This is a genomic window from Pseudomonas yamanorum (assembly GCF_013386765.1).
In the GTDB taxonomy this organism is placed as follows: Bacteria; Pseudomonadota; Gammaproteobacteria; order Pseudomonadales; family Pseudomonadaceae; genus Aquipseudomonas; species Aquipseudomonas yamanorum_A.
In genome coordinates, this window is the sequence record NZ_JACARE010000033.1 from 1 (window position 1) to 15,422 (window position 15,422).

A 15,422-nucleotide genomic window follows, 5' to 3' on the forward strand; every position below is an offset into this window, starting at 1 on the left:
GCCGCCGTTACCTAAATAACAGATATTCACCCATACCACAGGGGTATCAAACCATACCAACCCGATATTAGACGAAAGCAAAACCACCAGAGGAAACTACCCACAATTACAAAAATACCTAAAGAGTATAAAAATGCCCACCCACTCCTCCTGGATCGTACTGTCCATCACCGGTCTCTACATGCTGAGCCTGGCACTGATCAGCTACGGCGTTCGCCGCCACTCCCGCAGCGCCAATAACTACACAACGGGCGGGGGCCACTTCCCGGCGTTCCTGATCGGCTTCCTGATGCTCTCGGAATTCATCGGCACCGCAGTCAGTATCGGCACCGCCCAAACCGGCTTCAAGGTAGGCATCTCCGCCGCATGGAACCTGTTCGCCCTGGCCCTCGGTTTCGTGCTGTTCGCCTGGCTACTGGCGCGCAAGTACAAGGACCTGGGCGACAACACCATCTCCGGCGTACTCGCGCGCAACTACGGCCAGCGCACCCGCTTCGCCACCTCGATCATCACTATCTTTGCCCTGGAGATCGTCGCCGTGTCGATCTACGCCAGCGGCGGCGCGGTGTTGGCCAGCGTGATGCAAGTGGACCGAACCCTGGCGATCGTGATCGTCGGCGTGGTCTCGGTCGCGTACGTCAGCATCGGCGGCATGCGCTCAGTGATCTACACCAACTTCGTCCACGCCGCCTTGAAGTACCTGGGCGTAGGCCTGGCATTGTGGTTCGGCTTGAAGCAGGTCGGCGGCATCAGCCAGTTGCAGGCGCAATTGCCCGCCAGCATGTTTGACTGGACCACCGTGGGCTGGGGCCAGATCATCGCCTGGATGATCGCCGGTATTGGCTCGATATTTTCCACTCAATACGTAATCCAGGCAGTAAACACCGTGAGCCATGCGGGCAAAGCCCAGCGTGCGTGTTTCTACGTGGCCGTGCTGATGGTGCCGTTCGGCATCGGCGCAGCATTGATCGGGATGTGCAGCGCGGTGCTGTTCCCCAACGTTGACTCCCTGCAAGCCTTCCCCACCCTGATCGCCAGCATGGACCAACTGACCGCCGGGCTGGTGGTCGCAGGCCTTGCCGGGTCGCTGTTCGGCACCATCTCGGCAGTAAGCATGGGCTCGGCGACGCTGCTGCTGCGGGACTTCTACGAACCGTGGTTCAACCCGGAAAAAAGCGACGCCAAGTCCCTGCGCTTTGTGCGCCTGGCGACAATCGCCGTCGGCCTGTTGCCGATTGCCCTGGCGCTGACCTCGGACAAGGTGCTGATGATCGCCTTCCTCGGCAAGGCGTTGCGCGCCTCCCTCGCGGTACTGGTGTTGATGGTGTTCTATGCACCGAAATTCGGCACCGCAGCCGGGGCATTCCTGAGCATCATTGCCTCGTTGCTGGCCACCGTGGGCTGGTTCCTCGCCGGTAATCCGTGGGGCATCGACAACGCTTACATCGCCCTGTTTACCCCGCTGATCATCATGGGCATCAGCCATGTGACACGCCGCAAGACTCCGGCAGAACCACTGGTGGCGGCCACCAGCTGAGGTAGGATGGCAGCCCCACCAATAAGGAAGTTGTGAAATGCTGCCGATTCGCACCCCGCTGATCCTGCACCCCGGCCTGTCCACCCCTACCCGGCGCATCTGGCTGAAGCTTGAGAACCTGCAACCCTGTGGCTCGTTCAAGTTGCGCGGGATGACCACGCTGTGCGCCTACGCGGCGAGCCAGGGCAAGACCACCGTGGTGTGCCCCTCCGGCGGCAATGCCGGGCTGGCCACGGCCTTTGCAGCAAGAGGCTTGGGGTTGCAGGCGCGGATCGTGGTGCCCTCCACCACCCCCGAAGCCACCCGCGCGCGTATCCGCCAGGCGGGCGCCGAAGTGGTGGTGCACGGTGATCTGTGGGATCAATCCAACGAGCTGGCGCTGCAACTTTCCGAAGCGCCTGAAGCCCTGTATGTGCCGGCTTTTGACCATCCGTTGTTGTGGGAAGGCCACAGCAGCATGATCGATGAAATTCTCGAAGACTGCCCGCAGGTGGGCGCCATCGTGACCTCCGTGGGTGGCGGTGGATTGCTCGCGGGCGTGCTGACGGGGCTGGAGCGTCATGGACGGTTCGACTGCAAGGTGATTGCCTGTGAAACGGCAGGCGCGGCGTCGTTTGCCGCCGCCGTGGAAGCTGGAAAACCGGTGCGCCTGGCGAAGATCGACACTGTGGCCAAATCGTTGGCGGCCACTCAGGTGGCGGCGTGGCCGGTTGAACATATCGGCCAGTTTGCCCATCAGTGCGTGGTGTTGACTGATGCCGAGGCGATGATGGGCGTGGTGCGGTATGCCGATGATTTACGGCAGTTGGTGGAGCCGGCGTGCGGGGTTTCGTTGGCGGTGGCTTATCTGGAACATGCCGCGATTGCCGGCGTTGAGGATGTGGTGGTGATTGTGTGTGGCGGGGTGAGCATCAGCGCCCAAACGGTTGCTCAGTGGCAAGCACAGCAGCCCTTGTAGGAGCTGGCTTGCCAGCGATGGCGGAGTATCAGTCACATCATTGCTGAATGTGCTGCAGCCATCGCCGGCAAGCCGGCTCCTACAGCTGATGGGGCGCCCTCAGGCATCCTGCAGGATCAGGTCCGCGCCCTTCTCCGCCACCATCAGCACCGCCGCATGGGTATTGCCCGAGGTCACGTTCGGGAAAATCGACGCATCGACAATCCGCAGCCCCTGCAGCCCATGCACCTTCAAGCGCTTGTCCACCACCGACACCTGCGGGTCCGAACCCATGGCGCACGACCCGCACAGGTGATAGATCGAGCCGCTGTTCTCGCGGAAGTACTGCAGCATCTGCTCGTCGGTTTCCACCGCAGCCCCCGGCAACACCTCAGCCACGGTCACGCCCTTGAGCGCCGGGGCCTGCATGATCTTGCGCATCAGCCGGCTTCCCTGGATCACCTCGTCGATGTCCTTCTGGGTGCTCAGGTAGTTGGGGTCGATCAAGGCCGCATCCCGTGGGTTTTTCGAGGCGATGCGGATCGTCCCGCGGCTGGTGGGCCGGCACGGGTTGAAGCACAGCAAAAAGCCTGAATACGGCTCGGGCTTGAGGCTGGCCTTGTTGTTTTTCGGGATCTGGTACGACAGCGGGTTGAAGTACAGCTGCAAGTTCGGATGCGCCTGCTCCGCGTTGCCACGGAAGAACCCGCCGGCCTGGTTGACGCTCATGGCCAGCGCGCCCTTGCGGGTCAGCAGGTACTTGAGCCCCAGCTTGAACTGGCCGAACAGCGAGCTGAGCTGGTCATTCAGGGTCGGGATATTGGCCTTGTAGTAATAGCTGGCGCACAGGTGGTCCTGCAGGTTCTGCCCCACCGCCGGCAGGTCCTTGACCAGCGGGATGTTGTGTTCGGCGAGCAGTTGCTTGTCCGCCACACCCGACAGTTGCAGGATCTTCGGCGTGTCCACCGCGCCCGCACACAGGATCACTTCCTTGCGCGCGGTGAACGTGCGGACCACGCCGTGCTGGGTCACGCTGATGCCGGTGGCGCGCTGCTGGTCGTCGAACAGCACGCGGTCTACCAGCGCATGCAGTTCCACGCTCAGGTTGGGTCGCGCCAACGCCGGATGCAGGTGCGCAAAGCTGCTGGAGCAACGCTCGCCGTTGCGGGTGTTGACGTCGTAGAGGCCCGCGCCTTCGAAGTTCGGCCCGTTGAAGTCATCGCTCAGGCCGTAGCCCAACTGCTCGCAGCCCTTGAGGAACACATCGCAGATGGCGTGGGTCTGGCCTTTCATCGGGGTGATGCTGATGGGGCCGCTGCCGCCGTGGTATTCGGTGTCACCCAGCGGGTGGTTTTCCAGCTTGCGGAAGTACGGCAGCACGTCCTTGAAGCCCCAGCCGTCGTTGCCGTTGGCGGCCCAGTCATTGAAGTCATGGGCCTGGCCGCGCACGTAGATCATGGCGTTGATCGAGCCGGAACCGCCCTGCACTTTGCCGCGCGGGGCGTAGATTTCACGGCCAGCCAGCTGTTTTTGCGGCTGGCTGTAGTACATCCAGTTGAAGGTCGGGTTGTAGTACATCTTGGCAAAACCGACCGGGATCTTGAACCACCAGGAGCTGTCCTTGCCGCCGGCTTCCAGCAGCAACACCGAATGCTCGCCCGAGGCGGAGAGTCGGTTGGCCAGGACGCAACCTGCGGCGCCGGCGCCGGCGATGATGTAGTCGTATGTCATTCACGGTTACCGCATAAGTCGTTTTTTTTAGCCCTTGGCGGGCGAAGTGTCTTTCACGTCAGCCGGCGTAGGCGCCATTTGCAGGTGCAGGCGTTCGCCGGTGTACGGCGTGTGCTTGCGCACCACGTCCATGTTCAGCTCCACCCCAAGGCCCGGCTCGGTGGACGGGATGATGTAGCCGTCCTCCCATTGCAGCGGCTTGGTCAGCACTTCGGCGTGGAAGCCGCCCCAGGTCATGATGCTTTCCTGGATCAGGAAGTTCGGCGTGCACGTGGCCAGCTGGAAACTCGCCGCTGCGCCAATCGGCCCGTTGTACAGGTGCGGGGCGATTTGCGCGTAGTAGGCCTCGGCCATGCTGGCGATTTTCTTGGCTTCCAGCAGGCCGCCGCAGCGGGCCACGTTCATTTGCAGGATCGATGCACCACCGGCCTGCAACAGCTTGAAGAACTCGTACTTGGTGGTCAGCCGCTCGCCGGTGGCGATGGGGATGGTGGTCTTGGCCGCGACCTGGGCCATGGCGTCTTCCTGGCCCGGTGGCACCGGTTCTTCGAACCACAGCGGGTCGTATTTCTCCAGGCGCTTGGCCAGGCGGATTGCCGATGACGGCACCATCTGCCCGTGGGTGCCGAACAGCAGGTCGCACTTGTCTCCCACCGCTTCGCGGATCTTGCGGCAGAAGGTTTCGCAGCGCTCCAGCACTTCCAGGGAAATCTGGTGGCCGGAGTACGCGGTGTACGGGCCTGCCGGGTCGAATTTGACCGCGGTGAAGCCCTTGTTCATGTTCTCGATGGCGCACTCGGCGGCCAGGTCCGGGTCGTCGTAGTCGTACTCGCCCTTGCTGTTGACCGGGTACAGGTAGGTGTAGGAACGCAGGCGTTCGTTGACCTTGCCCCCCAGCAACTCATAGACCGGCTTGTTGGCGGCCTTGCCGATGATGTCCCAGCAGGCCATTTCCAGGCCGCTGACCACGCCCATCATGGTCAGGTCGGGACGCTGGGTGAAACCGCTGGAATACGCCTGGCGGAAGAAACGCTCGATGTGGTGCGGGTCGTGGTTGAGCAGGTAGCGCTCGAACACGTCCTCGATGATCGGCAGCATGGCCTTGGGGCCGAAGGTGGCGGCGTAGATCTCGCCCACGCCTTCGATGCCGCAGTCGGTTTTCAGTTTGACGAACAGCCAGTACATGCCGCCGATGTGCGGTGGCGGTACGGCGACAATATGGGTTTCAAGGGCGACGATTTTCATCTCAGGCACCTGTCTGGTTGAATTTTTTACGATTGATCCGGGCGCGCAAGGTCAGGGCCGCAAGGGTCCCGAGCACGCCGATGAAGGCGATGTAGCCGAAGTACAGGTTGTAGCCGACCTGCCCCGGGTAGGTGTCGGTGAGGTAGCCATTGATCAGCGGGATAAAGGTGTCCGGCAGGTAACCCACCACCGAGACGATGCCGATGGCCAGGCCGGTGATGCGCAGCGGGATGGCGCAGCTGTCGAGGATCGCCCAGTACAGGCCGCGAATCGCGTAGGTCATCAGGCCGATAAAGATCACCGTGCCGATCAGCAAGCCGAGACTGCCGATGGCCGGGAACACGATCAGGCCGACCATCGCCAGAGTCACCAGCACCAGCGCGACGATCAGCACCGAGATATTCGAGAACTTGTCCCCCAGCCAGCCGCCGCCGATCCCGCCGATAGGCCGCATCCACAGTTTGATGGTAGTGATGGTGCCGGCCATCACGGCGGTCATGCCGCTGCCTTGCAGGTAGTCAGAGAAACTGTAGGTGGCCCAGAACATGTGATAACCGCAGAACACAATGGCGGTCACCAGCCACAGCTCGGGGATTTTTACCAGGGTGGCGAGGTCGGTGATCAGGTTGAACTTGCCCTTCTCCACCGCCGCGGTTTCGGCCATGGACTTGGGGTCCTTGAGCAGCACCAGCACACACCCGATGGCGATGCACACGAACGAATACAGGTACACCACATGCTTGAACCCTTCGGCCGCCGTCTGGCTGCGGGTTTCGGTGGCATAGGCGAACAGCCCCAGGGCCACGGTTGCCAGCAAGGCTTCCACCAGGCCACGGCCACCGTCGAGGATGCCGAAGAAACGGCCCTGCTCGCTGTGATGGGCAATCATCTTCACCCGCTTGAGCACCGAGGCCCAGAAGGTCAGGCCGGTGGTCAGGCCCCAGCAGCCGAAGATGATCATCAGGCCGGTCATCGACGGCACGGTGGAGTACCAGATGCCCAGGGCACCGGTGGCTACCAGCGAGAAAAAGATCAGGAAGCGCGGCGGCAGGCGATCGGCCAACCAGCCGCTGGGCAGATAGCTGAGGAGGAAGATCGTACCGAGCATCGAATACAGATAACCCAGCTGGCTGTGGTTGATCTGGAACACCTCGAGCATGGTGGTCTGGTAGACCTGGCGCAGGTAGAGGATCGGGTAGATCGCCCCGGCGGCCAGCACCAGCAACATCAATTGGAAGTAGCGACTGGCTTTGTCGCTTTTGGCCGCGGACACGGCATCGAAACCCTGGGCAACGGGTGCAGGCTTGGACATCTTGTAGACCTCGGGCACCCACTGTGCAGGTGCCCCGATAATTGTTTTTATTGAGGTGAAGCCGGTGGTCGGTGAATCAGTACTTCATGACCACCAAACGGGTCTGGGTGAATTCAAGCATCCCGTGCTTGCCGTCATCGCCGCCCAGCCCTGAGCGTTTCCAGCCGGCGTGGAAGCCCTGGTAAGGGTCCGCCGGGGTGCGATTGACGTACAACTCGCCGGCCTCAATGGCATTGGCGACTTTCATGGCGGTGCGGTAGTTCTCGGTGTAGAGCACCGACGACAGGCCGAACTGGTGGTCGTTGGCCATGGCCAGGGCTTCGTCGATGTCGCGGTACTTGAGCACCGGCAGCACCGGGCCGAAGATTTCTTCCTGGATGATTTCCATGCCTTGGCGGCAGCCGCTGAGCAGGGTCGGCGGGTAGAAATGGCCGGGGCCTTCGGGGACTACGCCGCCAGTTTCCAGTACAGCACCGTCGGCGATGGCGCGCTCGACCATGGCGTGAATATTCTGCCGGGAGCTGGCGTTGACCAGCGGGCCCATCAAGCCTGCGTCAGTGGCGCGGTCACCGAATTTGACGGCGCTGATCTTCGCTTTGAGCAGCGCCAGGAATCGGTCGTAGACGCTTTCCTGCACGTACACGCGCTCTACCGCCGTGCACAGCTGGCCGCAGTGGGTGGTCTTGGACGCGATGATGTCGCTGGCGGCCTTTTCCAGGTCGGCGTCGGCCTCGATGATCGCCGGGGTCTTGCCGCCCAGTTCCAGGGACGGCTTGGCGATGTTGGCCTTGCAGTAATCCAGCACGATGCGCCCGGCGTTGACGCTGCCTGTCAGCGTGATCAAGCCCACGGCTTTGTGGGTGCACAGGGCGGCCGCAGTGGCGTGGTCCATGGTCAGGATGTTGATCACGCCGGCCGGCATGCCCGACTGCTCAACCGCGCGGGCGATTTCGAAAGCGGACAACGGCGTGTTGTTGCTCGGGCGCACCACCACGGTGTTGCCGGCAATCAGCGCCGGGGCGATTTTGCGCAGCAGGGTGTAGACCGGGTAGTTGAACGGGATCAGGCACGCCACGACACCAATCGGCTCGCGTTGCAGGAACAGGTTTTCGTCCGGGGTGTCGCTGGGAATGATCTCGCCTTCGATGCGACGTGCCCATTCGGCGTGGTAACGGGTGATCTGTGCGGCGTAGCGCGCTTCGTTGCTGGCGTCATCCAGGCTTTTGCCGGATTCGCTGGCCAGCGCCTTGCCTATGCTTTCAGCGCAGGTTTCGAGGGCGTCGGCGAACGCCCGCAGGTGTTCGGCGCGCTGGATGCTGGTGAGTTTGCCCCAGGTTTTCTGTGCGGTGGCGGCGGCGTCGACGGCGGCAATGGCTTCGTCAGGGGTGGCGGCGGACACCAGGCCTACCTGGGCCTCGGTCGCGGGGTTGTAGACCGCGATTTGGGTGGCGCTGGCAGGTTCGGCGAAGTGGCCGTTGAAAAAGTTGCGCTCGATTTGCATGTGGTTTTTGCCCAATCGTTGTTGTTTTGCGAGTGACTTGCAGTTTTGTCATTGGGCGGGGGTTGGACAAACGATTTATTGACGGGGGTAACGTGCGAAAAATGCAGGTTAGTGGCTGATCCGTATTAATGACCCGGGTCTGAGTCTGTATTGTTCCGCCCATCCTTCCTACAGTGCCGCCCACTTGGAACCGTGGGAGGACTAAGCATGCAACCAGCATCAACCGCACAGGCCTACAACTACAAGGTCGTGCGTCAATTCGTCATTGCAACCATCGTTTGGGGCGTGGTCGGCATGGCCATGGGCGTGTGGATCGCCTCGCAACTGGTCTGGCCCGAGATGAACCTCGACCTGCCGTGGACCACCTTCGGGCGCCTGCGCCCGCTGCACACAAGCCTGGTGATCTTCGGCTTTGCCGGCAGCGCGCAATTCGCCGCCAGCTACTACGCAGTACAGCGCACCTGCCAGGTACGGCTGTACTCGGACAAGCTCGCGGCCTTTACCTTTTGGGGCTGGCAGTCGGTGATCGTGATCATGTTGGTCAGCCTGCCGCTGGGCTACACCACCACCAAGGAATACGCCGAGATCGAGTTCAGCGGCGCCGTGTGGATGACCGTGGTGTGGGTCGCCTATGCCATCGTGTTCTTCACCACCGTGGTGCAGCGCAAGACCCAGCATATCTACGTCGGCAACTGGTTCTTTGGTGCGTTTATCGTGGTGATCGCCATGCTGCACGTGGTCAATCACCTGTCGATCCCGGTGGACTGGTTCAAGTCCTACCCGGTGTATTCCGGCGCCACCGACGCCATGGTGCAGTGGTGGTACGGGCACAACGCCGTAGGTTTCTTCCTGACCACGGGTTTTCTGGGGATGATGTACTACTTCGTGCCAAAGCAAGTCGGGCGGCCGGTGTATTCCTATCGCCTGTCCATCGTGCACTTCTGGGCGTTGATCACCCTGTACATCTGGGCCGGCCCGCACCACTTGCACTACACCGCGCTGCCGGACTGGGCACAGTCGCTGGGCATGGCGATGTCGCTGATTCTGCTGGCGCCCAGCTGGGGCGGGATGATCAACGGCATGATGACGCTCTCGGGGGCCTGGCATAAATTGCGCACCGACCCGATCCTGCGCTTCCTGGTGCTGTCGCTGGCGTTCTATGGGATGTCCACGTTTGAAGGGCCGATGATGGCGATCAAGACCGTCAACGCCCTGTCCCACTACACCGACTGGACCATCGGCCACGTCCACGCTGGCGCCCTGGGCTGGGTGGCAATGATCACCTTTGGTTCGCTGTACCACATGATCCCGAAAGTGTTCGGGCGCGCGCAGATGCACAGTGTGGGGCTGATCAATATGCACTTCTGGCTGGCGACCATTGGCACGGTGCTGTACATCGCCTCGATGTGGGTCAACGGCATCACCCAGGGTTTGATGTGGCGGGCGGTGAACGACGACGGCACCCTTACCTATTCCTTTGTGGAAGCCTTGCAGGCCAGCCATCCGGGGTTTGTGGTGCGGTTTGTCGGCGGGGTGTTCTTCCTCAGCGGCATGCTGCTGATGGCCTACAACACCTGGCGCACGGTGCGGGTGGCGGATTTGAAGGTGGCGCAGCTTGAAGCGCAGATCGCCTGATGTGGGAGATAGCCTTGAACCTGGCGGCGGTGATCGGCCTGTATGGCGCGGTGGAGTATTGCCTGCGGGGTGAGTCGAGGGAGAGCCTGGATGAGGCCAGCCTGATTCCGTTTGCCGATGACCCGGAGGTGGCGCGGCGGGTGGAGTTGGCGACGGGCAAGCGGGTCAACGCGGTGGCGCCCGAAGAGGCAAAGCCGGGTTGGGGCAATGTCGATATCTGAGAAAGGAATACGATCAATGTGGGAGCTGGCTTGCCTGCGATGCGGGCCACTCGGTGCTAATGAAACACCGCGGTGATGCTATCGCAGGCAAGCCAGCTCCCACAGAAGCCATGACTCAGCCGCGTTCGCGGGGAATCAGGCTCTGCAACTGCAAGGCCAGGAAGTTGGCATCGAAGCCAAAGGTGTCCGGGTCTTTCAAACCATTGGTTTTCTTCCACAACCAGTCGTTTTTGCCCGGCAGCAGCACCAGGGAAATGCTGCCGTAGCGGGCGGCGGTCAAGCCCATCACCGACAGCGAAATCAAGCCACCGGCGCCCATCACGTCCGGCACGAACTCAACCGGTTTGCCGGCGATATGGATGGTCAGTTTCTCGGTCTTGAAGGTGGAGGTCTCCACCGGCACGCTGGGGCCGGAAGCCACGTACGCTTCGCGCTGCACCTCCAGCAAACCGACGGTTTTCACAGGCGCAAGCCATTGCTCGATCTGGCCGAACAACTCGCTGATCTTCTGTGCCCAATGGGCCGATTGCACTTCGAACTGCTGCTTCTTGTGGGCTTCGCTGTCGGCGTAATGACGCAGCATCTCGCCCAGTTGTTGTACATCGTCCATTGCCGTGTTCCTTGGGTGACCCATGTTGCGAACCTTGATCATGGCAGATGCCGCACACCGGCGTATGACTAAAGCGCAGAGCTTGGGTAATGTGGTGCCCTCGCCCGTCCATTTCAGGAGCATCACATGCGCACCATCGGCCTTATCGGCGGCATGAGCTGGGAGTCCAGCGCCGAGTATTACCGCATCATCAACCAGAGCGTGCGCGACCAGCTGGGGCCACTGCGCTCGGCGCAACTGTTGATGTACAGCGTCGACTTCGGCCCGGTGGAGCAGGCCCAGCACGCCGGGCGCTGGGACGACGCGGCATTGATCCTCGAAGACGCCGCCCGCCGCCTGCAAGCCGGTGGCGCCGAATGCATCGTGCTGTGTACCAACACCATGCACCTGGTGGCGCCGCGCATCGAAGCGGCGGTGTCCGTACCGTTTCTGCATATTGCAGACGCGGCCGGCGCGGCGGCGGTAGAGGCCGGCACCCTCACCGTCGGGCTGCTGGGCACCGCGTTTACCATGGAACAGGAGTTTCTCAAGTCACGCCTGGCGGCCCAGGGCTTGACCGTGCTGGTGCCCGACGCGGACGAGCGCCAGGCCGTGCACCGGATCATCTATGAGGAGTTGTGTGTCGGGGTGATCAGCGACGCATCGCGCGAGGTGTATCAACGGGTGATCGAGTCCCTGGCGGCACGTGGTGCCCAGGCCATCATCCTCGGTTGCACAGAAATCAGCCTGTTGATCAAACCGCAGCACAGTGACCTGCCACTGCTGGACACCACCGAGCTGCATGCGCAGGCTGCGGTGGCGTTTGCGTTGCAGGACGACTAGGCAGGCTTGCGGATACGCGCCATGGTCAGGGTGTCGACGAATGCGCCGTCACGCACGGCGTAATCCCGCAGCCGGCCTTCGGTCTCGAAGCCGAACTTGTGGTACAGGCGGTGGGCGGCTTCGTTGTCGGCGTACACCGTCAGTTCCACCCGGTGCAGGTTCATCCAGTTATCCGCCACCTCCAGCGCGGCGCCCAGTAACCGGGAGCCCACGCCCTTGCCCTGCCAGGCGGTGGCCACGCCCATGCCGAACGAACCGACGTGGCTTTGGCGTACGCGCAAATACTGTTCAAGGCCGAGTTGGCCGATGACCTCACCGGCATGCACCGCCACCAGTTGTAGCCGCCGTTCGTTGTCCTGCACCAGGCGTTTGCGCCATGCCTCGGCCGACTGGAAAGGCATTTGCAGCACCTGACGGCACACAGCCGGGTCGTTGTAGAGCGCAGTGACGCCTTCAAGGTGGGTCTCGGTGAAGCGCGTGATAACGATCTTGGGTTCAGGTGTGTGCATGGTGTTTCGTCCTTTGAAAAACACGTGGCCGACCAGTGTAGGCGGCACAGCGGTTTTTTGGCGAGCACAAATCCTGCCGCACATCGTGCATCTGTAGGATAGCGATCGGCTCCCGCAGCGCCGATACTTCACCCAGGCCCTGCCCCGTTTCGGCCTTCAAACCCTGTGACTAGAACAATAAAAAAGTCCCACAGAGGAACGCCCATGAGCCATCTTGATCCCCCCGGCCTGTTACAGGCTTTCAGCACCCTGACGCTTGATCTGCAACGCCTGGCCCAACATCAGGACATCGAACAGTTTCATGGCCATGCCCTGACGCGCATCAGCCAACTGCTGCCCTTCGACAGCGCCTGGTGGGGCCGCGCCGCGATCATCGATGGCCTGCCGGAAGAACACAGCAGCTACCTGCATCACCTACCGCACACGTATCTGGCCGACTGGCAGTCGATCCGCCATGTGGACGTGACGGTCGGGCTGGTGCACGAGGCGCCCGGCCAGGCGGTGATTGTCGACATGCTCGACCCCGCCAACGGCCCGGGCCAGAACTGGTTGGGGCAGCGCTATGACATTGGCGAGTTGTTGTGTGTGATTCACGTCGACCCGCAAACCCGCCTCAGTGACCACTTGAGCCTGTACCGCAAGCCCGGCGCGCCACGGTTCAACCAGGACGACTGCCAACTGCTGAACAACCTGATGCTGCACCTGGTGGCGGCCGTCTCGGCGAACCAGATCCGCACCCTGGTGGCCATGCGCGAAACCCTTACCAGCCCGCGCAATCTGGCCCTGGCAGTCTGCGACCAGCGCGGGGTGTTGCAGTGTGCCGAACGCGGGTTTGTCGACCTGCTGCTCAGTGAGTGGCCGCAATGGAGCGGCCCCGCCCTGCCGGTGCCGTTGAGTCAGCGCGGGCATGAGGGCAAGCACATCCATATCGAAGCCTCGGCCGTGGGCGATCAGTTTCTGTTGGCCGCGCGCCTCAACCGCGCCCTGCCCCAGCTCAGTCCCAGAGAGAACGACGTGGCCCAGGGCTTTGGCGAAGGCAAGACCTACAAGGAAGTCGCCCGCGACCTGGGCTTGTCGCCGAACACCGTGCGCCATCACATCCGCGCCATCTACAGCAAGCTCGGGGTCAAGGACAAGGCGCGCATCGCGCACTTGCTGCACGCCCCGCCCGACTGACCTCACCCCTTAATTCGCTGCTTTTTTGCGCTGTCGTTTTGACGGCCACGGGCGCCCTTTGCCCATTTTCCGCTGCCATCCATCACATTCCATAAGAGATGCCTTGCGATGAATCACTCCACCTTGCGTCACCTGGCCATGCTGCTGGGCGGCACCCTGCTGAGCCTCGACAGCCAGGCCGCCGACCTCAACGCCCGGGACTTTTTCGGCGCGCCGTCCGGCACCAGCCTCGGCGTGCTGTACTTGCCGGCCACGCGCTACGATGATTTCCACGGCCCGGCCGACACCACCGGCAAGGCCGACTTGAAGGTCAACGCCGTGGCGTACCGCCAAGTGTTTTTCACTGACGTCTGCGGCACGCTGTGCACCCCGCAATTTATCCTGCCCTTCGCCGACATCAACGCACGCTTGCCCGGCGCCAGCCAGCACACCGGCGAGAGCGGCTTTGGTGACCCGCAGGTCGGCGGCACGCTGTTTTTCATCAACGACCCGGCCGCACGCACCTACAGCGGGCTGTTGAGCCTGATCACCGTGCCGGTGGGCGAGTACCACAGCAAAAACCCCGACGTGTCCCCCGGGGCCAATCGCTGGGGCGCGACTTTCGTTTACAACTACACCCAGGGCATTGGTGAGAAATGGGTGCTGGAAGCCAACCTCGAAGCCCAGTTGTACGCCACCAATGACGACTATTTCGGCAGCGACCTCAAGCAAGACCCGCTGTACCGCCTGCAAGCCTTCGCCTCCTACGACTTCAGCCCGGCCACCTACGGCGCCCTGCGTTTGATCCACGCCGATGGCGGCGAGCTGCGCATCAACGACCAGCGCATCGACGACACCCACAAGCGCTACACCCAGGTGGGTTTCGAGGTAGGGCATTGGCTCGACCGGCAGAACCAAGTGATGTTCAGCCTTTCGCAAAACGTCGCGGCATCCAACGGCTACGCAGGCACCGACGCCCTGTTGCGGCTGGTCCATGTGTTCTGAATCACTTTCCCGGAGCTTGCCCATGAACACTCAGACCCACGCTGCAACCGCCGGCCTTTCGGCGCGGTCCTGGCCGTTGCTGGCGGCGATCATCCTGTTCGCCGCCATCACCCCGACCATCCTGATGACCGCACCGGCGGTGGCCGCGCAACTGGCCAGCCAATGGCAGTTGAGCCCGTCCCACATCGGCGACCTGTTCTCCACCGAGCTGGGGGCGATGAGCCTGGCCACCCTGCCCGCCTTCTGGTGGCTGAAACGGGTGGACTGGCGCCTGGCAGCCCTGGTCGCCGCCTTGGCATTCATTGCCGCCAACCTGTTGTCGATGCTCGCCGACACCTACGCCACCTTGCTTGCCTTGCGCTTTATGAGTGCCTTGGCGGGCGGTTCGTTGATGATCATCTGCCTGGCCAGCGCGGCCGCCACTGCCGATCCGAGCCGGGTCTACGGCTTGTGGGTGATGGGGCAACTGGTGGTCGGAGCCGTCGGCCTCGGCGTGCTGCCCGGACTGTTTGCGCGCTATGGCCTCGGCGCCTGCTACCTGATTCTTGCGGGACTGATGACGCTGCTGTTGCCACTCGCCCGGTGCTTCCCACCCGGCAGCCCGCCGCGCCAGCAAACCGATGCGGCGCCGATACCTGGCTCCCGGATGAAGGCTGCGCTGGGCATCGCCGGGATCCTGGCTTTCTACATCAGCCTCGGCGGCGTCTGGACCTTTATCGGCGCCATCAGCAGTAGCGCTGCAATCTCCGCGCAACACAGCGGTGAAGTGCTGGCCCTGGCCACCGTGATGGGTATCGTCGGCGCCGGCTGTGCCTCGCTGATCGGTACGCGCCTGCCACGCCTGCTGCTGTTGCTGGTGGGCTACGCCCTGATGGCCGGTGCGGTGCTGTTGCTGAGCGGTACGCCAACACTGCTGCGCTTTGCCCTGGCAGCGCTGCTGTTCAAGTTCACCTGGACCTTCATCCTGCCGCTGATTCTCGCCTGCCTGGCCGACCTCGACCGCAGCGGCAAGCTGATGAACACCTCCAACCTGGTGATCGGTGCGGGCCTGGCCATCGGGCCGGCCATTGCCGGGCGGCTGATCGAAGCCAGCGGCGGGTTTGCCTCGCTGCTGGTGGGCGGCGCCGCCGTCACCCTGTTGTCCCTGGCGCTGATGCTCGGCAGCCGCGCCACGCCTGACGCTGTTTTAACCCGCTGAACTG

General features: G+C 62.6%; 14 protein-coding genes. 8 read left to right on the forward strand and 6 right to left on the reverse strand.

Annotated elements, in window-relative coordinates:
• The first annotated feature begins 133 nt into the window (after positions 1–133).
• On the forward strand, positions 134–1,537 hold the full coding sequence (locus tag HX875_RS24300; RefSeq protein ID WP_177046342.1) for a sodium:solute symporter family protein: 1,404 nt from the start codon (positions 134–136) through the stop codon (positions 1,535–1,537).
• 37 nt (positions 1,538–1,574) lie between these two features.
• A complete protein-coding gene (locus HX875_RS24305; protein WP_177046344.1) occupies positions 1,575–2,495 on the forward strand; it encodes a pyridoxal-phosphate dependent enzyme in 921 nt (306 codons plus the stop codon).
• Positions 2,496–2,594: 99 nt separating this feature from the next.
• On the opposite strand, the gene HX875_RS24310 is transcribed toward HX875_RS24305, so the two are convergent.
• The 4 genes from HX875_RS24310 to aldA form a co-directional block, all read right to left on the reverse strand.
• Positions 2,595–4,205 carry a GMC family oxidoreductase gene (locus HX875_RS24310; RefSeq protein WP_177046346.1) on the reverse strand — a complete coding sequence of 537 codons (1,611 nt, stop codon included), beginning with the start codon at positions 4,203–4,205 and terminating at the stop codon, positions 2,595–2,597.
• Between the two features lie 27 nt (positions 4,206–4,232).
• Positions 4,233–5,450 (reverse strand): mandelate racemase/muconate lactonizing enzyme family protein, encoded by a 1,218-nt coding sequence (locus HX875_RS24315; protein ID WP_177046347.1) that lies wholly within the window; start codon positions 5,448–5,450, stop codon positions 4,233–4,235.
• A 1-nt stretch (position 5,451) separates the two neighbouring features.
• Positions 5,452–6,762 (reverse strand): MFS transporter, encoded by a 1,311-nt coding sequence (locus HX875_RS24320; RefSeq protein WP_177046349.1) that lies wholly within the window; start codon positions 6,760–6,762, stop codon positions 5,452–5,454.
• A gap of 76 nt (positions 6,763–6,838) precedes the next feature.
• Complete coding sequence (gene aldA, locus HX875_RS24325) at positions 6,839–8,263, reverse strand: aldehyde dehydrogenase (RefSeq protein WP_177046351.1); 1,425 nt, start codon at positions 8,261–8,263, stop codon at positions 6,839–6,841.
• A gap of 207 nt (positions 8,264–8,470) precedes the next feature.
• Here aldA and ccoN point away from each other — a divergent pair, with 207 nt between their 5' ends.
• Entirely contained in the window at positions 8,471–9,898 is a 1,428-nt protein-coding gene (ccoN, locus tag HX875_RS24330) for a cytochrome-c oxidase, cbb3-type subunit I (protein ID WP_177046353.1), read from the forward strand.
• Positions 9,898–10,119: a cbb3-type cytochrome c oxidase subunit 3 gene (locus HX875_RS24335; protein ID WP_177046355.1), complete on the forward strand. Its 222-nt coding sequence runs from the start codon at positions 9,898–9,900 to the stop codon at positions 10,117–10,119. The genes ccoN and HX875_RS24335 overlap by 1 nt, the downstream gene beginning before the upstream one ends.
• 115 nt (positions 10,120–10,234) lie before the next feature.
• Here HX875_RS24335 and HX875_RS24340 read toward each other — a convergent pair whose 3' ends face one another.
• On the reverse strand, positions 10,235–10,729 hold the full coding sequence (locus HX875_RS24340) for a hypothetical protein (protein ID WP_177046357.1): 495 nt from the start codon (positions 10,727–10,729) through the stop codon (positions 10,235–10,237).
• Between the two features lie 126 nt (positions 10,730–10,855).
• Here HX875_RS24340 and HX875_RS24345 point away from each other — a divergent pair, with 126 nt between their 5' ends.
• Positions 10,856–11,551: an aspartate/glutamate racemase family protein gene (locus HX875_RS24345; RefSeq protein ID WP_177046359.1), complete on the forward strand. Its 696-nt coding sequence runs from the start codon at positions 10,856–10,858 to the stop codon at positions 11,549–11,551.
• Here the strand turns inward: HX875_RS24345 and HX875_RS24350 are convergent.
• Positions 11,548–12,060: a GNAT family N-acetyltransferase gene (locus tag HX875_RS24350; RefSeq protein WP_177046361.1), complete on the reverse strand. Its 513-nt coding sequence runs from the start codon at positions 12,058–12,060 to the stop codon at positions 11,548–11,550. The two genes, HX875_RS24345 and HX875_RS24350, sit on opposite strands and share 4 nt — an antisense overlap.
• Before the next feature lie 204 nt (positions 12,061–12,264).
• Here HX875_RS24350 and HX875_RS24355 point away from each other — a divergent pair, with 204 nt between their 5' ends.
• The 3 genes from HX875_RS24355 to HX875_RS24365 all read left to right on the forward strand — a co-directional run bounded on the left by HX875_RS24355 (position 12,265) and on the right by HX875_RS24365 (position 15,418).
• Positions 12,265–13,236, forward strand: a complete 972-nt coding sequence (locus tag HX875_RS24355) for a helix-turn-helix transcriptional regulator (RefSeq protein WP_177046363.1) — start codon at positions 12,265–12,267, stop codon at positions 13,234–13,236.
• A gap of 138 nt (positions 13,237–13,374) precedes the next feature.
• The gene (locus HX875_RS24360; protein WP_371321496.1) at positions 13,375–14,220 is read left to right on the forward strand and encodes a transporter; all 846 of its coding nucleotides are present in this window, start codon (positions 13,375–13,377) and stop codon (positions 14,218–14,220) included.
• 22 nt (positions 14,221–14,242) lie between these two features.
• Entirely contained in the window at positions 14,243–15,418 is a 1,176-nt protein-coding gene (locus HX875_RS24365; protein ID WP_177046367.1) for an MFS transporter, read from the forward strand.
• Positions 15,419–15,422: the final 4 nt, after the last annotated feature.

Coding starts and splice junctions, on each gene's coding strand:
- HX875_RS24300 (WP_177046342.1), top strand. CDS start 134: ATGCCCACCCACTCCTCCTGGATCGTACTGTCCATCACCGGTCTCTAC.
- HX875_RS24305 (WP_177046344.1), top strand. CDS start 1,575: ATGCTGCCGATTCGCACCCCGCTGATCCTGCACCCCGGCCTGTCCACC.
- HX875_RS24310 (WP_177046346.1), bottom strand. CDS start 4,205: ATGACATACGACTACATCATCGCCGGCGCCGGCGCCGCAGGTTGCGTC.
- HX875_RS24315 (WP_177046347.1), bottom strand. CDS start 5,450: ATGAAAATCGTCGCCCTTGAAACCCATATTGTCGCCGTACCGCCACCG.
- HX875_RS24320 (WP_177046349.1), bottom strand. CDS start 6,762: ATGTCCAAGCCTGCACCCGTTGCCCAGGGTTTCGATGCCGTGTCCGCG.
- aldA (WP_177046351.1), bottom strand. CDS start 8,263: ATGCAAATCGAGCGCAACTTTTTCAACGGCCACTTCGCCGAACCTGCC.
- ccoN (WP_177046353.1), top strand. CDS start 8,471: ATGCAACCAGCATCAACCGCACAGGCCTACAACTACAAGGTCGTGCGT.
- HX875_RS24335 (WP_177046355.1), top strand. CDS start 9,898: ATGTGGGAGATAGCCTTGAACCTGGCGGCGGTGATCGGCCTGTATGGC.
- HX875_RS24340 (WP_177046357.1), bottom strand. CDS start 10,729: ATGGACGATGTACAACAACTGGGCGAGATGCTGCGTCATTACGCCGAC.
- HX875_RS24345 (WP_177046359.1), top strand. CDS start 10,856: ATGCGCACCATCGGCCTTATCGGCGGCATGAGCTGGGAGTCCAGCGCC.
- HX875_RS24350 (WP_177046361.1), bottom strand. CDS start 12,060: ATGCACACACCTGAACCCAAGATCGTTATCACGCGCTTCACCGAGACC.
- HX875_RS24355 (WP_177046363.1), top strand. CDS start 12,265: ATGAGCCATCTTGATCCCCCCGGCCTGTTACAGGCTTTCAGCACCCTG.
- HX875_RS24360 (WP_371321496.1), top strand. CDS start 13,375: ATGCTGCTGGGCGGCACCCTGCTGAGCCTCGACAGCCAGGCCGCCGAC.
- HX875_RS24365 (WP_177046367.1), top strand. CDS start 14,243: ATGAACACTCAGACCCACGCTGCAACCGCCGGCCTTTCGGCGCGGTCC.